Below are 18,291 nucleotides of genomic sequence, written 5' to 3'. Positions count from 1 at the left end.
CGCCTTGACGCAACACCCATGATTCAGGGGATTAGCAGTTGAATACCATAAGAAAAGGAAACAACAAGGAAGTATGAGACTCTCTTTTATCCCCGTTCCGGTAATGATAGGCGCGTCGGCCATTGTGGCGACGCGCTGCCTGGAATTCATTCTGTTACTCGATGCCATGGGTTTTTCAGGGCTGATGAGTTTTATCGAAGTCAGCGCCGAATCCTGGCTCAATTGCTTCATCATGCTCGCCAGCCTGGTGATTATTCTGGTGGAATGCCGTGCCGCTTACGCCATGATGCGTGCACGCCGCTGGGGGCGCTGGGCGTTTATCGGCTGTCAGGCCATCGTGGTCAGCTATATGTTGCTGGCGTCATTTGACTGGTTCGGGCCACGTATCTTTCGTTTTAACGTTGAAACGCAGGGCGAATTCTTGTTAGCGCTGCTGGAGCAAAAAATCCCCGATATGGCGATCCTGTTGTTGCTCTTTCTGCCTGCCAGCAGCCGGCGCTACTTTTCCAGACGTAAGGCTGAAAATAAATAAGTCCGGCTGCCAGTGAGCCTTTCGGGCCGCGTGGTGGTACACTGCGCGCCAGTTTTTTTCAGCATCTGATGACCGGACTTCTTTCATGCATTGCGCACTCTACACCGCAGGAACCTGCCGTTCCTGCCAGTGGCTCGACAAACCCTATTCCCGCCAGCTGGCTGATAAACAGCAAGATCTGCACGATCTGCTGAGCGGGCTGCCGGTGGGCGAATGGTGTGAACCGGTGACCGGAGAAGAGCGCGCTTTTCGAAATAAAGCCAAAATGGTGGTCAGCGGCAGCGTTGAACGCCCGTTGCTTGGCATGCTGCACCGCGACGGCACGCCGGTCGATTTATGCGATTGCCCCCTCTATCCGGCCAGTTTTCCGGCGGTATTTTCCGTTCTCAAAACCTTTATCGCCCGCGCCGGGCTGACGCCGTATAACGTCGCCCTTAAGCGCGGCGAACTGAAATTCCTGTTACTGACAGAAAGCCAGAAAGACGGCGGCATGATGCTGCGTTTTGTTCTGCGCTCGGACACCAAACTGGCGCAACTGCGGGCCGCACTGCCGTGGCTGCAACAGCAATTGCCGCAGCTGAAAGTGATATCTGCCAATCTTCAGCCGGTGCACATGGCTATTCTCGAAGGCGACACGGAAATTGCGCTGACCGACGTTCAGCGGCTGGAAGAGGATTTCAACCAGGTGCCGCTGTTTATCCGCCCGCAAAGTTTCTTCCAGACCAATCCGCAGGTGGCTGAAAAACTCTATGCCACGGCACGCGACTGGGTGCGCGAGTGCGGTAACATCGCCAGCATGTGGGATTTATTCTGCGGTGTGGGCGGTTTCGGTCTGCACTGCGCGACGCCGCAGATGAAACTGACCGGTATTGAAATCAGTGCTGAAGCCATTTCCTGCGCGAAAGAATCGGCGGCGCGGCTGGGGCTGCAAAACGTTGAGTTTCAGGCGCTCGATTCCACCGGTTTCGCCACCGGAAAGGGCGAGGTGCCCGATCTGGTGCTGGTGAACCCGCCGCGTCGCGGTATCGGTAAAACCTTGTGTGATTATCTGAGCCGCATGGCGCCCTCCACCGTGCTTTACTCCAGCTGCAACGCGCAGACGATGGCGAAAGATCTGGCGCTGCTGCCGGAATACCGCATCGCGCGCGTCCAGCTTTTCGACATGTTCCCGCACACCGCGCACTATGAAGTGATGGCGTTATTAATTCGTCATGACGCTTCGCGGTAATTAACCTGACAGCGTCAGGTGTTATTCCCGGCCCCTGGTAAAAAAACGTGTAAATATATCGGTTACTTCCGTGCTACCGGCAGAGAGGTTATTGATTTAACGCGGGGGGAATAATCATGACTGAGTTCACAAATCCTTTTTTTAATCCGTAAAAGCGGATTGTCTTCATGTTTTTAGATTCGTAAACCCGCTATGTTTGCCTCCGGATTGTTACTGCATCAGCAGGCAAAACCTGAACTGAAATCTCGCGCGCCTCGGGGGATTTCTGTTCAGGTTTTTTTTTGCCTGTCATAAATGCACCCAGAAAAATCACTCTACCTCGGGTTATGACGCAATGGAAAAACAGGCTATGGAAAAGCACGCACGGGCACTGGCATTGGGGCTTCTCTGTGTTCCCGCACTGGCATGTGCCGGGATCGACGATATTGCAGAAACGGATTTTATCAAAAAAAGTTCGCTGGAATTCGGTACGCACAATATCTGGAAATACCTGAATGAAGGCGAAACGGATAAACGCTACGTTCACTCGGCATGGGGGCAGGGGCTGTCACTGGATTACACGTCGGGATATCTCTCCGACATTATCGGTGTCGATGCGTCTTATTATGGCGTAATCAAACTCGCCGCCGCCGATAATTTCGCGTCGAGAGGTATTTTGTATAACGACGAAGGTAAGGCGAAAGGTTTCAATAAACTCGGTCAGATTTATGGCAAGGCAAAATTATCTGAAGGCGGAGTGGATGCCAATCTCTACGGCGGCTGGAAACTGCTTAAACTTGGCGTATTAACCACATCGATGCGTGCCGCGCCTAATACGTATCAGGGCTGGAGCGGGGATATTACCTACGACGCCTACCGGTTACGTCTGGGTTACGTCACCCGGTCATCAAACCGTGACTCACCGGATAAAGTGGATTTTCAGACCAGCGATTCAAAGTCGATAAACGCCATTTATACCGGTGATATTCAGGTCAAAACCGACAATCTGACCGCGCTGTATTTCTATGGCGAGAGTGAAGATTATCTGCGCAGAAATGGCCTCGAGCTGAAAATAACACAAAATAAAGCGCTGTCTTATGGCGTGCAGATATACATGACCGAAGGGCTGGATAAATGGAACAGCATGGCGAACAGCAAAAAAGATTTCGACACCCGTGCGAATCACTACGCCACCGATGTGACCTGGAAACACAACGGCTGGGTCACCAAAGGCGGGCTGGCGTATACCGACGCCAACAAAGACGGCGGTATCGGCATGTATCCGAGGCACATGAGCAAAAATTCACGCGGCACCTTTAACTCGATGACCACTGCGGGGCTCGATTACATGCGTGACGAAGAAAAAGTGCTGTCGCTGGACGTCGGTTACAAGCTCACTCGGGAGGTGTTAGTCGGCATTAATACCCACTACGGTTTCTTCGATTATCAGGGGCAATCGGTGCAGGAGGGGGAATTCAACCTGTATTCCGTCTGGAAACCGGCATCGAAAAAGCTGAAAGATTTGTCTCTCTTCGTCCTGATTGGCCCTGGCCGGACGTATGAACATAAAGGCACCGCCCCGATTGTCGATCACCACGGCAATATTAAAAATACTGACAGTTTTGCGGCGGAATTCCGTCTGGACTACAAATTTAAAATCTTTTAATTAACCTCAACGATAAGGATGCTGTTATGAAAAATAGCTTAACGAAAACGCTGTTCTCTTTACTGGCTTTCAGCCTGCCGCTGTTCCTGAGCAGCGTAACGGTGTCGGCGGCGACGCCTGAGGTTCAGGCCGCCGGTGAAAAGGGAGAAGTGACTTTTTACGTTACCCGTCATGGTAAAACCTTGTTCAACGCCGCGCACCGGGCGCAGGGCTGGTCAGACACGCCGCTGACCTCCGCCGGGGTGGAAGTGGCAGAGCAACTTGGCCGTGGCCTGAAAGACATTCACTTTGCCGCTGCCTTTTCCAGTGATGCTGGCCGTGCGCGCCAGACGGCAAAAATTGCCTTAGCCTCAGCCGGGCAACCCCTGCCGGTCAGCGAAGATCAGCGCCTGCGCGAAACCTTCTTCGGCCCGTTTGAAGGGGAACATGAATTACTGATGTGGGAGCCGGTGGCGAAAAAACTCGGCTATAAAGATTTCGCTGCCCTGACGCAGGCGCTGAATAACGGTCAGGTGACGCTGAAAACCATGATGAATACGCTGGCTGAGGTTGATCTGTCGCACACCACCGAAAACGCGGCGCAGGTCCATCAGCGTATGCAGGCCGCACTGACAGATATCGCCCGCAAAGTCAGCGCACAGGGCGGCGGCAATGTGCTGATCGTCTCTCACGGCATGGCCATTCTGGCGATGCTCGAAGGGATGACGCCTGAAGAAAACCTGCGTGCGCCATTACAGAACGCCAGCGTCACGGTGATCACGTATAAAGACGGTAAGTTTACGGTCGGTAAAATCGGGGACATGCATTATGTGGAGAAAGGGAAAGGGAATTAGGTTGAAACAGTTTGCATGATGTAACGTCAGATAAAATAAGCGCAACAGGGAGGACTCTGTTGCGTTTATTTCGATTATGGTATCAGCGTGTTCAACACATAGAAAAGTTTTTCAGCGCCTTTATTGGACTGAGTCAGGGTAAACTTATGCTGTGCTGAATGATGCGTCAAAATTTTAATGGTCTTATTCAGGCTGCCGCTTATCGACAGGGCTTTTATATCGCTTAATTCAAGACGGAAACATTTGTATGCTTTTCCTAAGTCACAAATCATTTCATTCCGGGTAATAACAACGCCGCGATCGCCACTGCCAAACACCGTATCATCAAAGTAAAATAATACGTCTTCTGCTCTGAGGAGCGGCATTTTAATACTGGCATTCAGAGACGTTAAAAATTTACGGAGCTTAAGCGTGTCCATCTCATCATCACGGTAAAAATGCAGGGCTTTATTCGTTGAGGTGAAGTCATTTTCCATTTCAGTCGTCATAGAAAATTGATCCCTGTATTTTCTTTTTATCTTAATTAAATAAGTAAGCCATGGGCACGAAATGACCCGGCACATGAATATACGCTGCAAATCTTTATAAATACACCCTCAGCACCCGCGGACATCGCGAAATACATATTAACGTCCGGTCGCCAGCTGGTTCATGACTAACACCAGTTTATCGAACACTTCACTGAACAAATGCTCACTGAATGGCGCAAGCAGCGGCATCATCATACCGATGGAGAGAATACCGATGCTGAGTGTCAGCGGGAAACCGATGACGAAAACGGAAAGCTGCGGTGCCACGCGGTTGAGTATGCCGAGCGCCATGTTGAGGGTCAGCAGCAGGGTGACAATTGGCAGGGCGAGCATCAGGCCGCCGCTGAACACGATGCTGCCCGCCTGAGCAACGGCCATGAATCCCTGAGCATTCACCGGATTGGGGCTTATCGGCAAGGTGTGGAAACTGTCGGCGAGCAGGGAAATCAGCCACAGATGACCGTTGAAACTCAGAAACAGCAGCACCGCCAGCAGGTTGAGAAATTGTGCCAGCAGCGGAGAGTTCAGGCGGTTGCTGGGGTCGTAGAACGTGGCGAAGGAGATGCCCATTTGCAGGCCCATGATTTCACCGGCCATGCGGATCGCGGCGAACGCCAGCTGCATGGTCAGGCCGAGCGCGGTACCAATCATAATTTGCTGCATGGTCAGCCACAGCGCAGGGGTGGAGAAAATCGGGGTGTCGACAACCGGCAGTGCCGGGGCGATCAGAAAGGTGATCATCGCCGCGAGGCCAATTTTAACCTTTTTTGGCACCTGTTTTTCGCTGGTGATCGGCGCGGTGCTGATCAGCGCCAGAATGCGCAGCATCGGCCAGAAATACATGCTCAGCCATCCGGCTAACTGGGTGCTGTCGAAAGAAACCATAGGTTAACCGATGATGTACGGCAGGCTGGAAAACAGCGTGCGCATGTAATCAAGCAGCAGATTGAGCATCCACGGACCCGCGATGACGATGGTCGCTACCACCGCCAGGATCTTCGGAATGAAGGACAGCGTTTGTTCGTTGATTTGCGTCGCCGCCTGCAACAGGCTGACGATAAGACCGGTGACCAGCGCAGCCAGCAGCAGCGGGGCAGCGACCGCAAGTGCGACTTTCATCGCTTCATTGCCAATCGCCATTACCGATTCAGGAGTCATAAATCTCTCTTTAAATGTGAACCTGCGTGGGCGGGCTTACGTGTCATTTTGTCCGCCGGCAGTGCCCGCACTGGCGGCGACGCTGACGCCCATAAAATCAGGCAACGGCATGAATTAACTGTAGAAACTCTGCGCCAGCGATCCGAGCAGCAACTGCCAGCCATCCACCAGCACGAACAGCATCAGTTTGAAGGGCAGTGAGATAGTGGCAGGCGGCACCATCATCATTCCCAGCGCCATCAGCACGCTGGCCACCACCAGATCGATAATCATGAACGGGATAAAGACCGTGAAGCCAATCTGGAAAGCCGTTTTCAGTTCGCTGGTGACGTAAGCCGGTAACAAAATACGCATCGGCACTGCTTCCGGGCCTGCCAGCGGCGGCAGGTTGGCGAGGCGGGCGTACAGCGCGAGGTCACTTTCACGGGTCTGGCGCAGCATGAATTCACGCAACGGCTGAGCGCCTTTGTCCATGGCATCCTGCATGCTGATTTTGTTTTCAGTGAACGGCTGATAAGCGTCGGTGTAAATCTTGTCGAAAACCGGCGCCATGACGAAGAAGGTCAGAAACAGCCCGAGGCCGAGCAGAACCTGGTTCGGCGGTGCAGACGGCGTGCCGAGGGCGTTTCGCAGTAAACCCAGCACGATGATAATGCGGGTAAAGCTGGTACACATCAGCAGCATCGCGGGCAGCAGGGTCAGCGTGGTGATGAAGACCAGCGTCTGGATCGGCAATGACCAGTTTTGCGCACCGTTCGCCATTTGCTGGCTGATGATGCCCGGTAATTGCGCAAACGCGGCGGGGCTGGCGAGCAGCAGCAGCGGCAGACAACGGGTAAGCAAGCGAACAGGACGCTGACGGACAGCGTTAACTACGGAACTCAAGAAGGTCATGCCTGCTTTCCCGGACGTTTCAACATTTTTTGCATCAGCTGACGAAAATCAGCGGGCTTGTCGGCAGCAGCGCCCGGCGTGATATCGGCCGGTGGCGCGCTCAGGGTATGCAGCGGTGTGATGTTGTGGGCAGTCACGCCCAGCACCAGCCAGGTATTGTCCACTTCCACAATCACCACTTTTTCACTGCGCCCGACCTGACAGCTGGACGTGATTTTCAGCAGCCTGTTATTTTTTGCCTGCGGTGCCAGACCGGTCCGTTTCGCCACCCAGCCGATAAACAGAATCAGCAGCAGAATACCGCCGAGCACGGAGCTGACTTGCGTCAGCACGGAACTGGCGGGTACTACCGGCGCGGAGGCATGGGCAGTGGCGGGCGTCACCGCCCCGGAAAGGTACGGGGAATCCGTCGCGGCAGTCTGGCTCATCAGCGGCTCAGACGACGCATACGTTCTGATGGCGTGATGATATCGGTGATGCGCACGCCGTATTTATCGGCCACGACCACCACTTCACCCTGAGCAATCAGATAACCGTTGATCAGAATATCCAGCGGCTCACCGGCCAGACCGTCAAGGGAAACCACGGAACCCTGCGACAGGCGCAGCAGCTCTTTAATGGTCATCTTGGTGCGGCCTAACTCCACGGTCAGCTTGACCGGAATATCGAGGATCATATCGATATCCTGCAAGCTGCCTGCTCCTTCCTGGGCGCCCAGCGCGGCGAAAACACCCTCGGTTGACGCTTTGGCGCTGCCCGCAGATTGTTGTTCGTTAAACGCATCAGCCCATAAATCGTCAACGTTATCCGATCCGGCGTCAGACGGTTTATTGGTGTCACTCATGGGGCTGTTCCTCATCTAGAGAATTTAAAATTGGGTTGATCAAATGTTCAACGCGCAGAGCGTATTGTTCGTTTAAGGTGCCGTATTTGCTGGTCAGGACCGGCACGCCGTCGACGTGGGCAATCAGGCGATCCGGCTTTTCAATCGGCAGCACATCGCCCGGTTGCAGTTTCAGGATCTGAGATAAACGCAGCGGAATTTCGACGAAGTTTGCCACCAGCTCCAGTTCGGATTGCTGAACCTGGGTCACCAGATTTTCGCGCCACTGGCTTTCTTCATGACGGGAGTTCTCGACCGGCGGATTGGTCAGCAACTCACGGATCGGTTCAATCATGCTAAAGGGAATACAGATGTTGAAATCACCGCTCAGCGCACCGATTTCCACGTGGAACGGCGTGGTGATCACGATATCGTTCGGGGAAGAGGTGATGTTGGTGAATTTGATCTGCAATTCCGCACGGACGTACTCGACGCTCAGTTTGTAAACGCCGCTCCAGGCATCTTCATAAGCATCCAGCGCCAGCGTCAGCATGCGTTTAATCACGCGCTGTTCGGTGTGGGTGAATTCACGACCTTCTACTTTGGTCGGGAAACGGCCATCGCCGCCAAACAGGTTATCCACCGCGATAAACACCAGGCTCGGGGCGAACACAAATAAGGCCGTGCCGCGCAAGGGTTTGAGGTGGATCAGGTTGAGGTTGGTCGGTACCGGCAGGTTGCGGGCAAAATCGTGATAAGGCTGAATTTTGATCGGCCCGACGGTGATGTCCGGGCTGCGGCGCAACAGGTTAAATAGCCCCATACGGAAATGACGGGCAAAACGCTCGTTAATGATTTCCAGCGCCTGCAGACGCTCGCGGACAACGCGGCGCTGAGTCGTGGGGTCAAAAGGTTTAACGCCGTCGTCGGACGCCAGCGTTTTCGCTTTTGTGGTTTCAGCCGCGCTGTCGCTGCTGTCACCGTTGAGCAGTGCGTCGATCTCGGCCTGTGAAAGAATGCTGTCGCCCATAATTTGTTTATCGCAGTATGAAAGCAGTGAAAAGCACGTCGTTGATCGCCTGTGGGGGCTGACCTTTGACCAGTGGCACGTCCAGAACTTGTTTGATTTCCTGCACCAGTTGCTGCTTGCCGGTTTCACTGACTAAATCCGACGTTTTCTGGCGTGAAAGTAACAGCAGCAAGCGGCTGCGGACTTCAGGCAGATACTCATTCAGGATGGCGCGGTTTTTTTCATCCGGCAGACGCAGGGTCAGGCCGATGTAAAGCACACGGTCAGGATCGTTATCCGGTGTTTGCAGGTTGACGGTGAAGGTGTCCAGCGCCAGGAAAATCGGCGGCACCGGCGGCTCATTCTTTTTCACTTCAGCGGTCTGCGAACCCGGTGCTGACTGCTGTTTGTGCAACATCCACCAGGCGTAACCCGCCGCACCACAAGCACCAAGGGCCACCAGTAAAAGCAGAATCATTAAAAGCGGTCGCTTTTTTTTGCGCGAGGCCGAGAGAGCGGAGTCAGACATGGATGAGGCGATTTCCTGTAAGTATGGGCAGATAAGCTGAGGGAAGCCCAACCTGCCGGATCAATTCTGAAAATGATTATCCCGCTTATCCTGTTGTTCAATAGTCAGAATAGGCGGGAAAAATAAGGTCAGCTCTGCCGTTTGAATTAAGTGAACACTGACCGTCAGCAACTACCTGAAACAATTTTGCGAACAATTACGCAAAGATATCGACGCTGTTGTTACCGCCAAGACGCTGCGCGAGCGACACCGGCACCGGCAGGGCGTCTGCCGCGGCATTCACGCCACCGGCATTAAAGGCCGCCCAGCTTGAGGCGTTCCCCTGCTGCGAACCGGATTGTGAACTTTGCTGTTGCGCCTGTTGCCACTGCGAGCTGTCGCTGCCGACGCTGCTCTGACCGAGGCTGATGCCATTATCCGCCAGCGCCGTTTTCAGATCAGGCATCGCGGCTTCAATGGCGGAACGCACCGCACTGTGGCCTGAGACAAAGTGCAACTGCGCCTGGTTGTTTTCAATCTTCATGCTGATCTGGATGGAACCCAGATCCTGCGGATGCAGGCGCAACTCGGCGGTCTGCTGCCCCTGACGGTTGAACATCATCACCTGCTGACCGAGTTGCTGTTGCCACTCCGGCGTCCCCAGCTGCGCGTTGAGCAACGGCGTGGACGGCGCGGTCACGGCGCTGGTGGTGGTCGGCGTGGTTGACACCGGCGCTGAAGAGACGGCCACCGCGGCGTTGTTCACCAGGTTCAGGGCGCTGTCCGGCGTGCGGCTGTCGGTCTGTGCCGCCACGGCGACATTGCCGTTAGCCGCGGTCATCGCGGCAAGCGCGCTGGAAAAATCAGGGCTGGCGGCGGAGGTATTTTTGCCTGTCGCGTGCGCGGTGGCGGTACTGGCCGTGGCCGGTGCACTGCTGTCGGTCACGGCGGTTTTACCGTCATCGGCCAGCAGTGAAGAGGCGGTGGTGGTCAGCCCGGCAAGTAATGCACTCTTTTTATCGGCATCGGCGGTGTCTGAGGACAAGGCGGACTGCGCCGAAGCCGCCGTCGCGGTGGTCAGTGGCTGCGCCGGTTGTTGTTGCGCGGCGAGCTGGGCAAACAGCGCCTGCACCGGCAGGGAGGTGGCGTCGTCAGCCTGAGTGTCTTTGTCTTTATCGGTGAGCGCGATATTTTTGACCGCAGAAGGGTCGGTGCCTTTCAGGCTGCCGTTGGGCAACAACTGGATCGCCGCAATCATTTTGCTCAGGTCGCTGTCGTCCAGCGCCAGGCTGCCGTCTTCTTCGCCGGTGGTCACGGCCTGAGTCAGCGTGGCTTTGTCCAGAATCTGGCCTTTGGCACTGATTTTCTGGCCGAGCTGAGATAACTGGCTGGCGAGTTTAGGATCGAGTTTTTCGCCCAGCTGCGCCTGCAACTGGCTGGCAAAATCTGCGGTGGCGCCGGTCGTGGAAACATCACCGGTGGCGACAGCATCCGACGCCGTGCTGGCGGAGGCGGCGGAAACGGTGGTTTTCGCCGAGGTGACGGCCGCAGGCAAGATATTCAGATTCATAGCGTTTTTTTCCTGTAAGCGCTGCGTTGGGCAAATTCATCGTTCTGCTTTTGATCCATCTTGTTCTCATGCGAACGCTGCTGTTCACTGGCACGGGTTTGCAGGGTCTGATACGCATTCAGTCGCTGTTGTTTATCCTGCCACTGATTGACGGCGGCATTGAGCCGCTGATCCCATTGCTGCAACTGCTTGCGATGCTGTTCAATCGCCACTTCCAGCGTGCCGATAAACTGCTGGTAGTTCTGCCAGGTATTGGCCGCAATTCCGCCGGTCATGGTGGTGTTCAGTTTTTCGCGGTACTCACGCTGATAGTTGAGCAGCATGGTGAGCTGTTCCTGAGCCTGAGAATGCGATTGCCGGATTTGCCCCAAATGATTGGTCGCCTGATCCAGCGCTTTTTGCGCCAGAGAACAAAGGGTGATCAATGGTGATGAACTTTCCATTCGATATTCCTCATACCCTTCATTGTTTGCCCTGATACGGCGCGCACGCTGATGGATATAGTTCTGTGTGTAATGTCTTAGCCAGGGAACAACATGTTCAGTTCCAGACAGGCGTCTTCATACGTGCTGCGTTCCATGATGTCCTGCTGGAGAAAGTTCTCCATTTGCGGGTACAAGCGGATGGCGCGATCGAGCATCGGATCGCTGCCTGCCGCGTAGGCACCGACGCTGACCAGATCACGGTTACGCTGGTAGCTGGACAACAGTTGTTTGAAATTTCGTACACGGGAATACTGGTTGTCGTCGATAAGCGATGTCATGGCACGGCTGATCGACGCTTCTATATCAATGGCCGGATAGTGGCCGGACTCCGCCAGACGGCGCGATAACACCACGTGACCATCAAGAATGGCGCGGGCGGCGTCGGCGATCGGATCCTGTTGGTCATCCCCTTCGGTCAGCACGGTATAGAAGGCGGTAATCGAACCGCCGCCGCTGATGCCGTTCCCTGCGCGTTCAACCAGCGCAGGCAGTTTGGCGAAAACGGAAGGCGGATAACCTTTGGTTGCCGGTGGCTCACCGATGGCAAGGGCGATTTCACGCTGGGCCATGGCGTAGCGGGTCAGGGAATCCATGATCAGCAGTACGTGCTGCCCACGGTCACGGAAATCTTCTGCAATGCGCGTGGCGTAGGCGGCTCCCTGCATACGCAGGAGCGGCGAAACGTCGGCCGGTGCTGCGATGACCACGGAACGGGCGCGGCCTTCGTCACCTAAAATGTTCTCGATGAAGTCTTTGACTTCACGTCCACGTTCACCAATCAGCCCGACCACGATCACATCGGCCTGGGTGTAGCGGGCCATCATGCCGAGCAGAACGGATTTACCCACGCCGGAACCGGCAAACAGCCCCATACGCTGGCCGCGACCGACGGTCAGCAGTGCGTTGATGGCCCGCACGCCCACGTCCAGTACGTCGGTGATCGGCGTACGTTGCAACGGGTTAAACGGCGGGGTGATAAGCGCGGCGCGATAGCCGGTGTCCGGTGGCGGTAAGCCATCCAGCGGTTTGGCGCTGCCGTCAAGCACGCGGCCCAGCAGTTGCGGGCCGAGCGGAAGCTGCTTGCCGGCCATGTGGCCGTCGGGAGAAATACGCGCGTAAACGCGGGCGCCCGGCAAAATACCTTCGACTTCTTCCAGTGGCATCAGAAACAGATTCTGGCCGTTAAAACCCACCACTTCGCTTTCTACTTCCTGCACCACTTTGCCGTCATGACGTTCAATCAGACAGGTGGAGCCGAGCGGCATCTGCAGGCCGGTGGCTTCGAGGATCAGCCCCGTCGCGCGGGTCAGACGGCCATAACGGCGCACGGTAGGCGTGCGGCTCATGCGTTTTTCCGCATCGTCGAGGGATTTCAGCAGGCGGCTCAGGCGGGCGGTCATCCGAGATCTCCCGGCGCGGCGAGGCGGCACAGTTCATGCCAGCGCGTGGCAATCGAGGCATCCATATCGCCATCTTCCGCACTGACTTTACAGCCACCGCTGTGGATCTGATTATCTGCCAGCAAACGCCAGCCGTGCATACTGAGGCTGGCGCCGAGTTGCACTTCGACCCGCTCGAAATCAGCCGGGTTAACGCGCAGCTGCGGTTTGCCTTTAAACATCGGCTCCAGCTGGATCAGCTGCTGGATCTGCGTGAGCAGGGCGGAACCGTCACAAATCGGGGCCTGACCTAAAATCTGTTTGGCAGCGGTCAGCGCCATTTGCATCAGGCGCGAGGCGATCACGCTGTCCAGCGCGTCGAGCGTTTGCTGGAAATCGGCCACCAGAAGCTGCCAGTGTTCAGTGAGAACGGCCTGCTGTTGCTGACCTTCCAGTAAACCCTGCTGTTGCCCGGCTTCCTGACCGGACTGAAATCCGGCGGCATAACCCTGTTTCTGACCGGCTTCAAGACCTTGCTGAAAACCCTGCTGTTCGGCGCGGCGTTGCAGGTTCAGCAGCTCATTCTGATCGACCTGCACCTTGGGCTGGCCGTCGTCCTGCTCTTCTTCACCTTCCTGAAACAAGGGCTCAAGCGGGCTGGCGAAAGAGGGCATCGCCAGATCGCCCGGCCGCCACGGCTGCCACGGCAGGGCGTTAAGACGCTCGGTCTGCCGCTCTTCAGCGGTTTTCTTTTCCGGCACCGGCTGGTCATTCATTGGATCAGACATAAGAATCCTCGCCGCCGCCGACTACCATTTCGCCAGACTCTGCCAGACGGCGAACCGTTTGCAGGATGGCTTTCTGTTCGTTCTCGACCAGAGACATACGCATCGGGCCACGGTTGGCCAGATCGTCGCGCAGGATGTCGGCAGCACGCTGCGACATGTTGCGCAGGAACTTCTCGCGCAGTGGCTGCTCGGCACCTTTCAATGCCACCAGTAACGATTCGCCTTCGATTTCCTGCAACAGGCGCTGGATACTGCGGTCGTCCACGTCCACCAGGTTTTCGAACAGGAACATCTCGTCGATAATTTTTTGTGCCAGTTCGCCGTCGTAACCACGCACCGCTTCGATAACCGCTTCTTCCTGCTGGGTTTTCATCAGGTTGATGATTTCTGCCGCCGTACGAACACCGCCCATCTTCGAACGTTTGAGGTTCTGGCCGTCGAGCAGGTTGTTCAGCACTTCGGTCAGCTCGGCCAGCGCCGCTGGCTGGACACCGCCGAAGGTGGCGATACGCAGCATGACGTCGTTGCGCAGACGCTCGTCGAACAGCGCCAGAATATCGGCCGCCTGGCCCCGTTTCAGGTGCACCAGGATAGTGGCGATGATCTGCGGATGTTCGTCGCGGATCAGATCGGCGGCAATCACCGGCTCCATGAAGTTGAGCGTTTCCATACCGCTGGTGGTTTCGCGCGATTCGAGAATGTCTTCCAGCAAGCTCGAGGCACGCTCTTCGCCCAGCGCCTTGGTCAGCACTGAACGCAGGTATTCGCTGGTGTTCACACTCAGCGCAGCATACTGCTCGGATTCGTCCTCGAATTCATTCAGGACCTCGGCCAGCTGCTTGTTGGAGATCTGATGGATATTCGCCATCGCGCCACTGATTTGCTGAACTTCACGCGGGGAGAGGTGTTTGAACACCTCCACCGCACGGTCTTCGCCCAGGGTTATCATCAAAATGGCGCTTTTTTCAGTTCCGGTCATAGTCATGGTTGTTCGGTACTCATCCATTGGCGGATAACCAGGGCGACGATACGCGGATCTTTATCGGCCAGCTCCTGTACTCGTTGAGTCTGTACTTCGACGCTGACGCGCTGCTGTGAACGTTTACGTTTCTCCAGCTCGTCGGTGCTGAGTTTGACCGGTTTGCTGCCTTCAGGTTGTGGCATGGAAGCGGCAAGGGCAGCGGCGGCAATGGCTTCTTTCTCGGCCTGCTGTTTGCGCAGCATCGGACGAACAATCTTGCGCCACAGTATCCAGGCCACAATCAGCACCAGTAACCAGCGACCGGCATCGATCAGTTGGTCGAAGAACGCCTGTTGTTTCCAGAACGGCAACTCTGCGGTGTCATCCGCGGCTTCGTTGAACGGTGTATTCACCACGTTCAGCGTATCGCCACGTTCGGTAGAGAAGCCCATCGCTTCGCGAACCAGATCGTCGATCTTCTTCAACTGTTCATCGGTCAGCGGTTTGGATTTGCCATCCGTTCCCACCTGATAGTTGACGACCACTGCCGCAGACAGGCGCTGTACCGCACCGGCGCTGTGCTGGGTGTGGGTGATGGTGCGATCCACTTCATAGTTAGTGGTTTCATCACGACGGCTGTTCGATGGCACCGTTGAACGGTTCGCCGTGCTGTTTTGTGCGCCGTTCTGAGCGTTGCCCGCCTGATTCTGATTCTGATTCTGAGCCGTGTTGGCCGCAGGCGGTGTGGTCACCGGTGCAGTCGCTGCCGGTGCGGGCTGATTGCTCAGCGCACCCGGTACGCCGCCCACTGAAGAGCCGCCAATCTGATCGCTGGTGCTGAGCTGGCGGGAACGTACGGCGGCTTTATCCGCAGCACCGTTCGGCTGGTAATTTTCGTCAGTTTGTTCGCGGGTGGCGTAATCAATCTGCGCGGTGATTTGTGCGTGCACGTTGCCGTTGCCGACCACCGGTTGCAGAATCGCTTCGATGCGGCGCTGCAGGCGGCCTTCCACTTCGTTGGCGTATTTCAGCTGTGACGCATTGAGGTCGCGGCCATTGCTGTCTGACTGCGTCAGTAAATGCCCGCTCTGATCGACCACGGTGACGTTGGCCGGAGGCAAACCGGAAACGCTGCTCGACACCATATAAACGATGGCGTTGATCTGGCCATCATCAAGGGCGCGGCCCGGTTGCAGATTCAGGGTGACGGAAGCGGAAGGGTTTTTCTGTTCGCGTACGAATAAAGAAGGTTTCGGAATGGCTAAATGCACGCGGGCGCTCGAGACCGGGCCCAGCGTTTCGATGGTGCGGGAGAGTTCACCTTCCAGTGCGCGCTGATAGTTGATCTGCTCGCTGAACTGGCTGATCCCAAACTTCTCCTGATCCATCAGTTCAAAACCTACGGCGCCGCCTTTCGGCAAACCGGCCGCAGCCAGTTTCAGACGTGTTTCATACACTTTGTCAGCGGGAATAAGGACTGCGCCACCGTTATCAGAAAACTGATAAGGGATATTCATTTGCGTCAGTTGGGTGACGACCGCGCCACCATCTTTGTCGTTGAGGTTGCTAAACAGCACCTTATAAGTAGGCTGCTTAGCCCACAACATCATAACAACAACAATAGCCACGGCTGCCGCAGCAGCAATGGCGATAGGAACTTTTGGGTTGGCGCGCAGGCGATTAAGCAGAGCAGTGAAACCGCTTCCAGGGTTTTCTGCGCCGGCTATTGCGGAACTCATACAAGATCCCTATTTAGCTGTTGGACGGTGGTGTTCATGTTGTCTCTTAACAAAACAGACTCCCAGGTGCGCAATCGGTGAAGCGTGACATTTTTCAAACCCCCACACAGGCAGGCCTATTTTCTAGGTGAGCCATTATTTGTCGCGCAGGGCAAAGTTAATGGCCCGATAAGCCATGGTTTTTGCGGTCAATTATGGCGTTTAGGAAAAAACTGATGTGATAGGGTGTCATTCCATGAAAGAACCCCATTGGTCACCGACAGAGCGTTAAGCGGAGAAAGCATGTCAATTCAAGGCATTGAGAGTGTTTTACAGCAAATGCAGGCCACTGCAGTGCAGGCAGGCGCGGTTAAGCAGACCGACACCACGTCAGAAGCCGGTTTTGCCAGCGAACTGAAAGCGGCATTAGGCAAGATCAGTGAGACGCAAAACAGCGCCAAACTGCAGGCTGAAAAACTCGAGATGGGCGTGCCGGGCGTCAGCCTCAACGATGTGATGGTCGATCTGCAAAAATCCTCTATTTCATTACAGCTGGGCGTGCAGGTCAGAAATAAACTGGTGGCGGCGTATCAGGATGTGATGAATATGTCGGTGTAGGTGTGTTAGCAAGATCTTCAGGAACTACAGCTATCACCGCAGTTAAGTACAGTGTTGAAATGTTTAATTACGTAATCTAAAGGCCAAGATCCAATTGAAGAGTGTACATTTGACAGAAGTCGCAATAGCTCAGGCTTTAAAGTGACAGAAAATTATATCTTTAGTGGAACTCATACTGATGGAAATTGGCCGCCAACATTTTTTGGTTGAGAAGATACCAATCAAATATAAGAGTACATGAGCTCCTTATATTGCTTCGAAAGCATACCCTGTTCGTATTATTATAGTTACGAGCAACTCAGACCGAATTACCACAATCACATAATCTGATTGCAGTGGCATTGTCTTTCGAGGGCCATTTCCTCGTCAGCTAATAATTTTAAAAGTCAGACAGCACGTTCGATGTAATCTGGAATACGTCAACATAATTGGATGAGTATCAGGGGTATTCAGCTTTTTTACGACGAATGATGGTGGTAACACAACAACATTACGGATGGTAATAAAGTGATTAATTTTTGATGCGTCTCCTAATTCATCAGAAGATTACTTGATATTGGGCATAGTAAATATGGGTGATTAATACCCATATTACAGGAAATTTCTTCGAGATTTAATTGTATGTTCTGATTGGTAATGCCACTCAAAAAGAGTGGCAACACTTCATTTTGACTTACATGAAAATCTGAATATATATATTATTGAAACGAATAAAAGTAGGTCAAAGCTGAAGTTCATCCCGAAAAGATGCTTTGACATGTCTCTATACCCTTCACCAAAGAAAGCCATATAAAATTGAGAGCACCCAATAGTTGAGACAATGAAAAGTAAACCAGAGAGTTCATTTTTTCTGAATGAAAGTGAAAGTATGAGCGAGGCTAATAAAATTAAAAACCTATAATCTTTGAATAAGTAATCCTTCATCAATGTTAACTGATAGTAAAAGCCTTTGTTGTTAATTATTAAATCCATGGCTTTGTATACATGAAAATAATTTTCAGTTAATTGGCTTTTTACTCCAGAATCAAATGGGAGCATGAATATTATTGAAGGGTGCTTAATGAATTCAGACAGACTATTTTTAAAGTTGGCATCAACGTGTTGGTTAAAGCATTTTTCACCTATATCGGTTTGAGTTACTCCTTTACTTGTATCAAACCGATTTCCCCACGCATCAATCCCTACGCAGGATTCATCAACGCCGTCAGGTAAAACTATGCCATTTAATCTTTCATATTCGTAAATGCCGAAATATTCAGAATGATATTTATTGTAAGTTACGGTAGAAGTCGCTGCAATAATGCAGAAGATAGCCATAACTAAAGATATAATCATTAGTGGAAGCTTAATAAAAATCTGACCTCTATTGAATAAGCAATAATAGGCGATAGCAATTATTGGGATGTAGAAAAACTGGCTCTTACTACAAGCAATGACGGTAATGCTAATAAATGCTATTAGAATATTGAGAATGTTATCTTTAAAAGTAGATAATATAAATAGTGGAATGAAAATCATCAAAACTTGTTCTTGGTAAAACGAACCAAAAAATGCCAAGTTTGATGATGAAATTATCGGCAATAAGCTAAGTAAATATGCTGCAGCAGTAATG

At 53.6% G+C, this 18,291-nt stretch carries 19 protein-coding genes and 1 pseudogene; 5 read left to right on the top strand and 15 right to left on the bottom strand.

Annotated elements, in window-relative coordinates; translation table 11 throughout:
* Positions 1-73: 73 nt before the first annotated feature.
* The 4 genes and pseudogenes from J1779_RS12225 to J1779_RS12210 all read left to right on the top strand — a co-directional run bounded on the left by J1779_RS12225 (position 74) and on the right by J1779_RS12210 (position 4,238).
* Complete coding sequence (locus tag J1779_RS12225; protein WP_056769846.1) at positions 74-532, top strand: YbjO family protein; 459 nt, start codon at positions 74-76, stop codon at positions 530-532.
* A gap of 70 nt (positions 533-602) precedes the next feature.
* A pseudogene (gene rlmC, locus J1779_RS12220) lies at positions 603-1,760 on the top strand (23S rRNA (uracil(747)-C(5))-methyltransferase RlmC); the annotation flags it as partial.
* A 349-nt stretch (positions 1,761-2,109) separates the two neighbouring features.
* On the top strand, positions 2,110-3,405 hold the full coding sequence (locus J1779_RS12215) for an OprD family outer membrane porin (RefSeq protein ID WP_217203880.1): 1,296 nt from the start codon (positions 2,110-2,112) through the stop codon (positions 3,403-3,405).
* A gap of 26 nt (positions 3,406-3,431) precedes the next feature.
* Entirely contained in the window at positions 3,432-4,238 is an 807-nt protein-coding gene (locus tag J1779_RS12210; RefSeq protein WP_217203879.1) for a histidine phosphatase family protein, read from the top strand.
* Positions 4,239-4,312: 74 nt separating this feature from the next.
* On the opposite strand, the gene J1779_RS12205 is transcribed toward J1779_RS12210, so the two are convergent.
* The 14 genes from J1779_RS12205 to fliF form a co-directional block, all read right to left on the bottom strand.
* Positions 4,313-4,726: a hypothetical protein gene (locus J1779_RS12205; RefSeq protein WP_217203878.1), complete on the bottom strand. Its 414-nt coding sequence runs from the start codon at positions 4,724-4,726 to the stop codon at positions 4,313-4,315.
* Between the two features lie 138 nt (positions 4,727-4,864).
* A complete protein-coding gene (fliR, locus tag J1779_RS12200) occupies positions 4,865-5,653 on the bottom strand; it encodes a flagellar biosynthetic protein FliR (RefSeq protein WP_056769860.1) in 789 nt (262 codons plus the stop codon).
* A gap of 3 nt (positions 5,654-5,656) precedes the next feature.
* Positions 5,657-5,926, bottom strand: a complete 270-nt coding sequence (gene fliQ, locus J1779_RS12195) for a flagellar biosynthesis protein FliQ (RefSeq protein ID WP_056769862.1) — start codon at positions 5,924-5,926, stop codon at positions 5,657-5,659.
* A gap of 114 nt (positions 5,927-6,040) precedes the next feature.
* Positions 6,041-6,820: a flagellar type III secretion system pore protein FliP gene (gene fliP, locus J1779_RS12190; RefSeq protein ID WP_056769869.1), complete on the bottom strand. Its 780-nt coding sequence runs from the start codon at positions 6,818-6,820 to the stop codon at positions 6,041-6,043.
* The gene (fliO, locus tag J1779_RS12185) at positions 6,817-7,248 is read right to left on the bottom strand and encodes a flagellar biosynthetic protein FliO (RefSeq protein ID WP_217203877.1); all 432 of its coding nucleotides are present in this window, start codon (positions 7,246-7,248) and stop codon (positions 6,817-6,819) included. The genes fliP and fliO overlap by 4 nt, the downstream gene beginning before the upstream one ends.
* On the bottom strand, positions 7,248-7,664 hold the full coding sequence (gene fliN, locus J1779_RS12180; RefSeq protein WP_056769872.1) for a flagellar motor switch protein FliN: 417 nt from the start codon (positions 7,662-7,664) through the stop codon (positions 7,248-7,250). The genes fliO and fliN overlap by 1 nt, the downstream gene beginning before the upstream one ends.
* Entirely contained in the window at positions 7,657-8,673 is a 1,017-nt protein-coding gene (fliM, locus tag J1779_RS12175; RefSeq protein WP_056769874.1) for a flagellar motor switch protein FliM, read from the bottom strand. Before fliM ends, fliN begins: the two co-directional genes overlap by 8 nt.
* 7 nt (positions 8,674-8,680) lie before the next feature.
* Positions 8,681-9,181, bottom strand: coding sequence for a flagellar basal body-associated protein FliL (gene fliL / locus J1779_RS12170; RefSeq protein ID WP_056769878.1), 501 nt, complete (start codon positions 9,179-9,181; stop codon positions 8,681-8,683).
* Positions 9,182-9,377: 196 nt separating this feature from the next.
* Positions 9,378-10,730, bottom strand: coding sequence for a flagellar hook-length control protein FliK (locus tag J1779_RS12165; protein ID WP_217203876.1), 1,353 nt, complete (start codon positions 10,728-10,730; stop codon positions 9,378-9,380).
* A complete protein-coding gene (fliJ, locus tag J1779_RS12160; protein ID WP_056769886.1) occupies positions 10,727-11,173 on the bottom strand; it encodes a flagellar export protein FliJ in 447 nt (148 codons plus the stop codon). Before fliJ ends, J1779_RS12165 begins: the two co-directional genes overlap by 4 nt.
* A 77-nt stretch (positions 11,174-11,250) precedes the next feature.
* A complete protein-coding gene (fliI, locus tag J1779_RS12155) occupies positions 11,251-12,615 on the bottom strand; it encodes a flagellar protein export ATPase FliI (protein WP_056769889.1) in 1,365 nt (454 codons plus the stop codon).
* The gene (gene fliH / locus J1779_RS12150; protein WP_217203875.1) at positions 12,612-13,382 is read right to left on the bottom strand and encodes a flagellar assembly protein FliH; all 771 of its coding nucleotides are present in this window, start codon (positions 13,380-13,382) and stop codon (positions 12,612-12,614) included. The genes fliI and fliH overlap by 4 nt, the downstream gene beginning before the upstream one ends.
* On the bottom strand, positions 13,375-14,367 hold the full coding sequence (fliG, locus tag J1779_RS12145) for a flagellar motor switch protein FliG (protein WP_056769895.1): 993 nt from the start codon (positions 14,365-14,367) through the stop codon (positions 13,375-13,377). The genes fliH and fliG overlap by 8 nt, the downstream gene beginning before the upstream one ends.
* Complete coding sequence (gene fliF, locus J1779_RS12140; RefSeq protein WP_183847336.1) at positions 14,364-16,082, bottom strand: flagellar basal-body MS-ring/collar protein FliF; 1,719 nt, start codon at positions 16,080-16,082, stop codon at positions 14,364-14,366. Before fliF ends, fliG begins: the two co-directional genes overlap by 4 nt.
* Positions 16,083-16,364: 282 nt before the next feature.
* On the opposite strand from fliF, the gene fliE reads away from it, so the two are divergent.
* A complete protein-coding gene (fliE, locus tag J1779_RS12135; RefSeq protein WP_056769901.1) occupies positions 16,365-16,679 on the top strand; it encodes a flagellar hook-basal body complex protein FliE in 315 nt (104 codons plus the stop codon).
* 663 nt (positions 16,680-17,342) lie between these two features.
* On the opposite strand, the gene J1779_RS12130 is transcribed toward fliE, so the two are convergent.
* On the bottom strand, positions 17,343-18,291 hold a 949-nt coding region (locus J1779_RS12130), incomplete at its 5' end, for a hypothetical protein (RefSeq protein WP_217203874.1).

Origin of the sequence: Rahnella rivi, assembly GCF_019049655.1 — a bacterium.
Lineage (GTDB): Bacteria > Pseudomonadota > Gammaproteobacteria > Enterobacterales > Enterobacteriaceae > Rahnella > Rahnella rivi.
The sequence above is the reverse complement of the archived record's forward strand: the minus strand, read 5'-3'. Positions and strand labels throughout refer to the sequence as shown.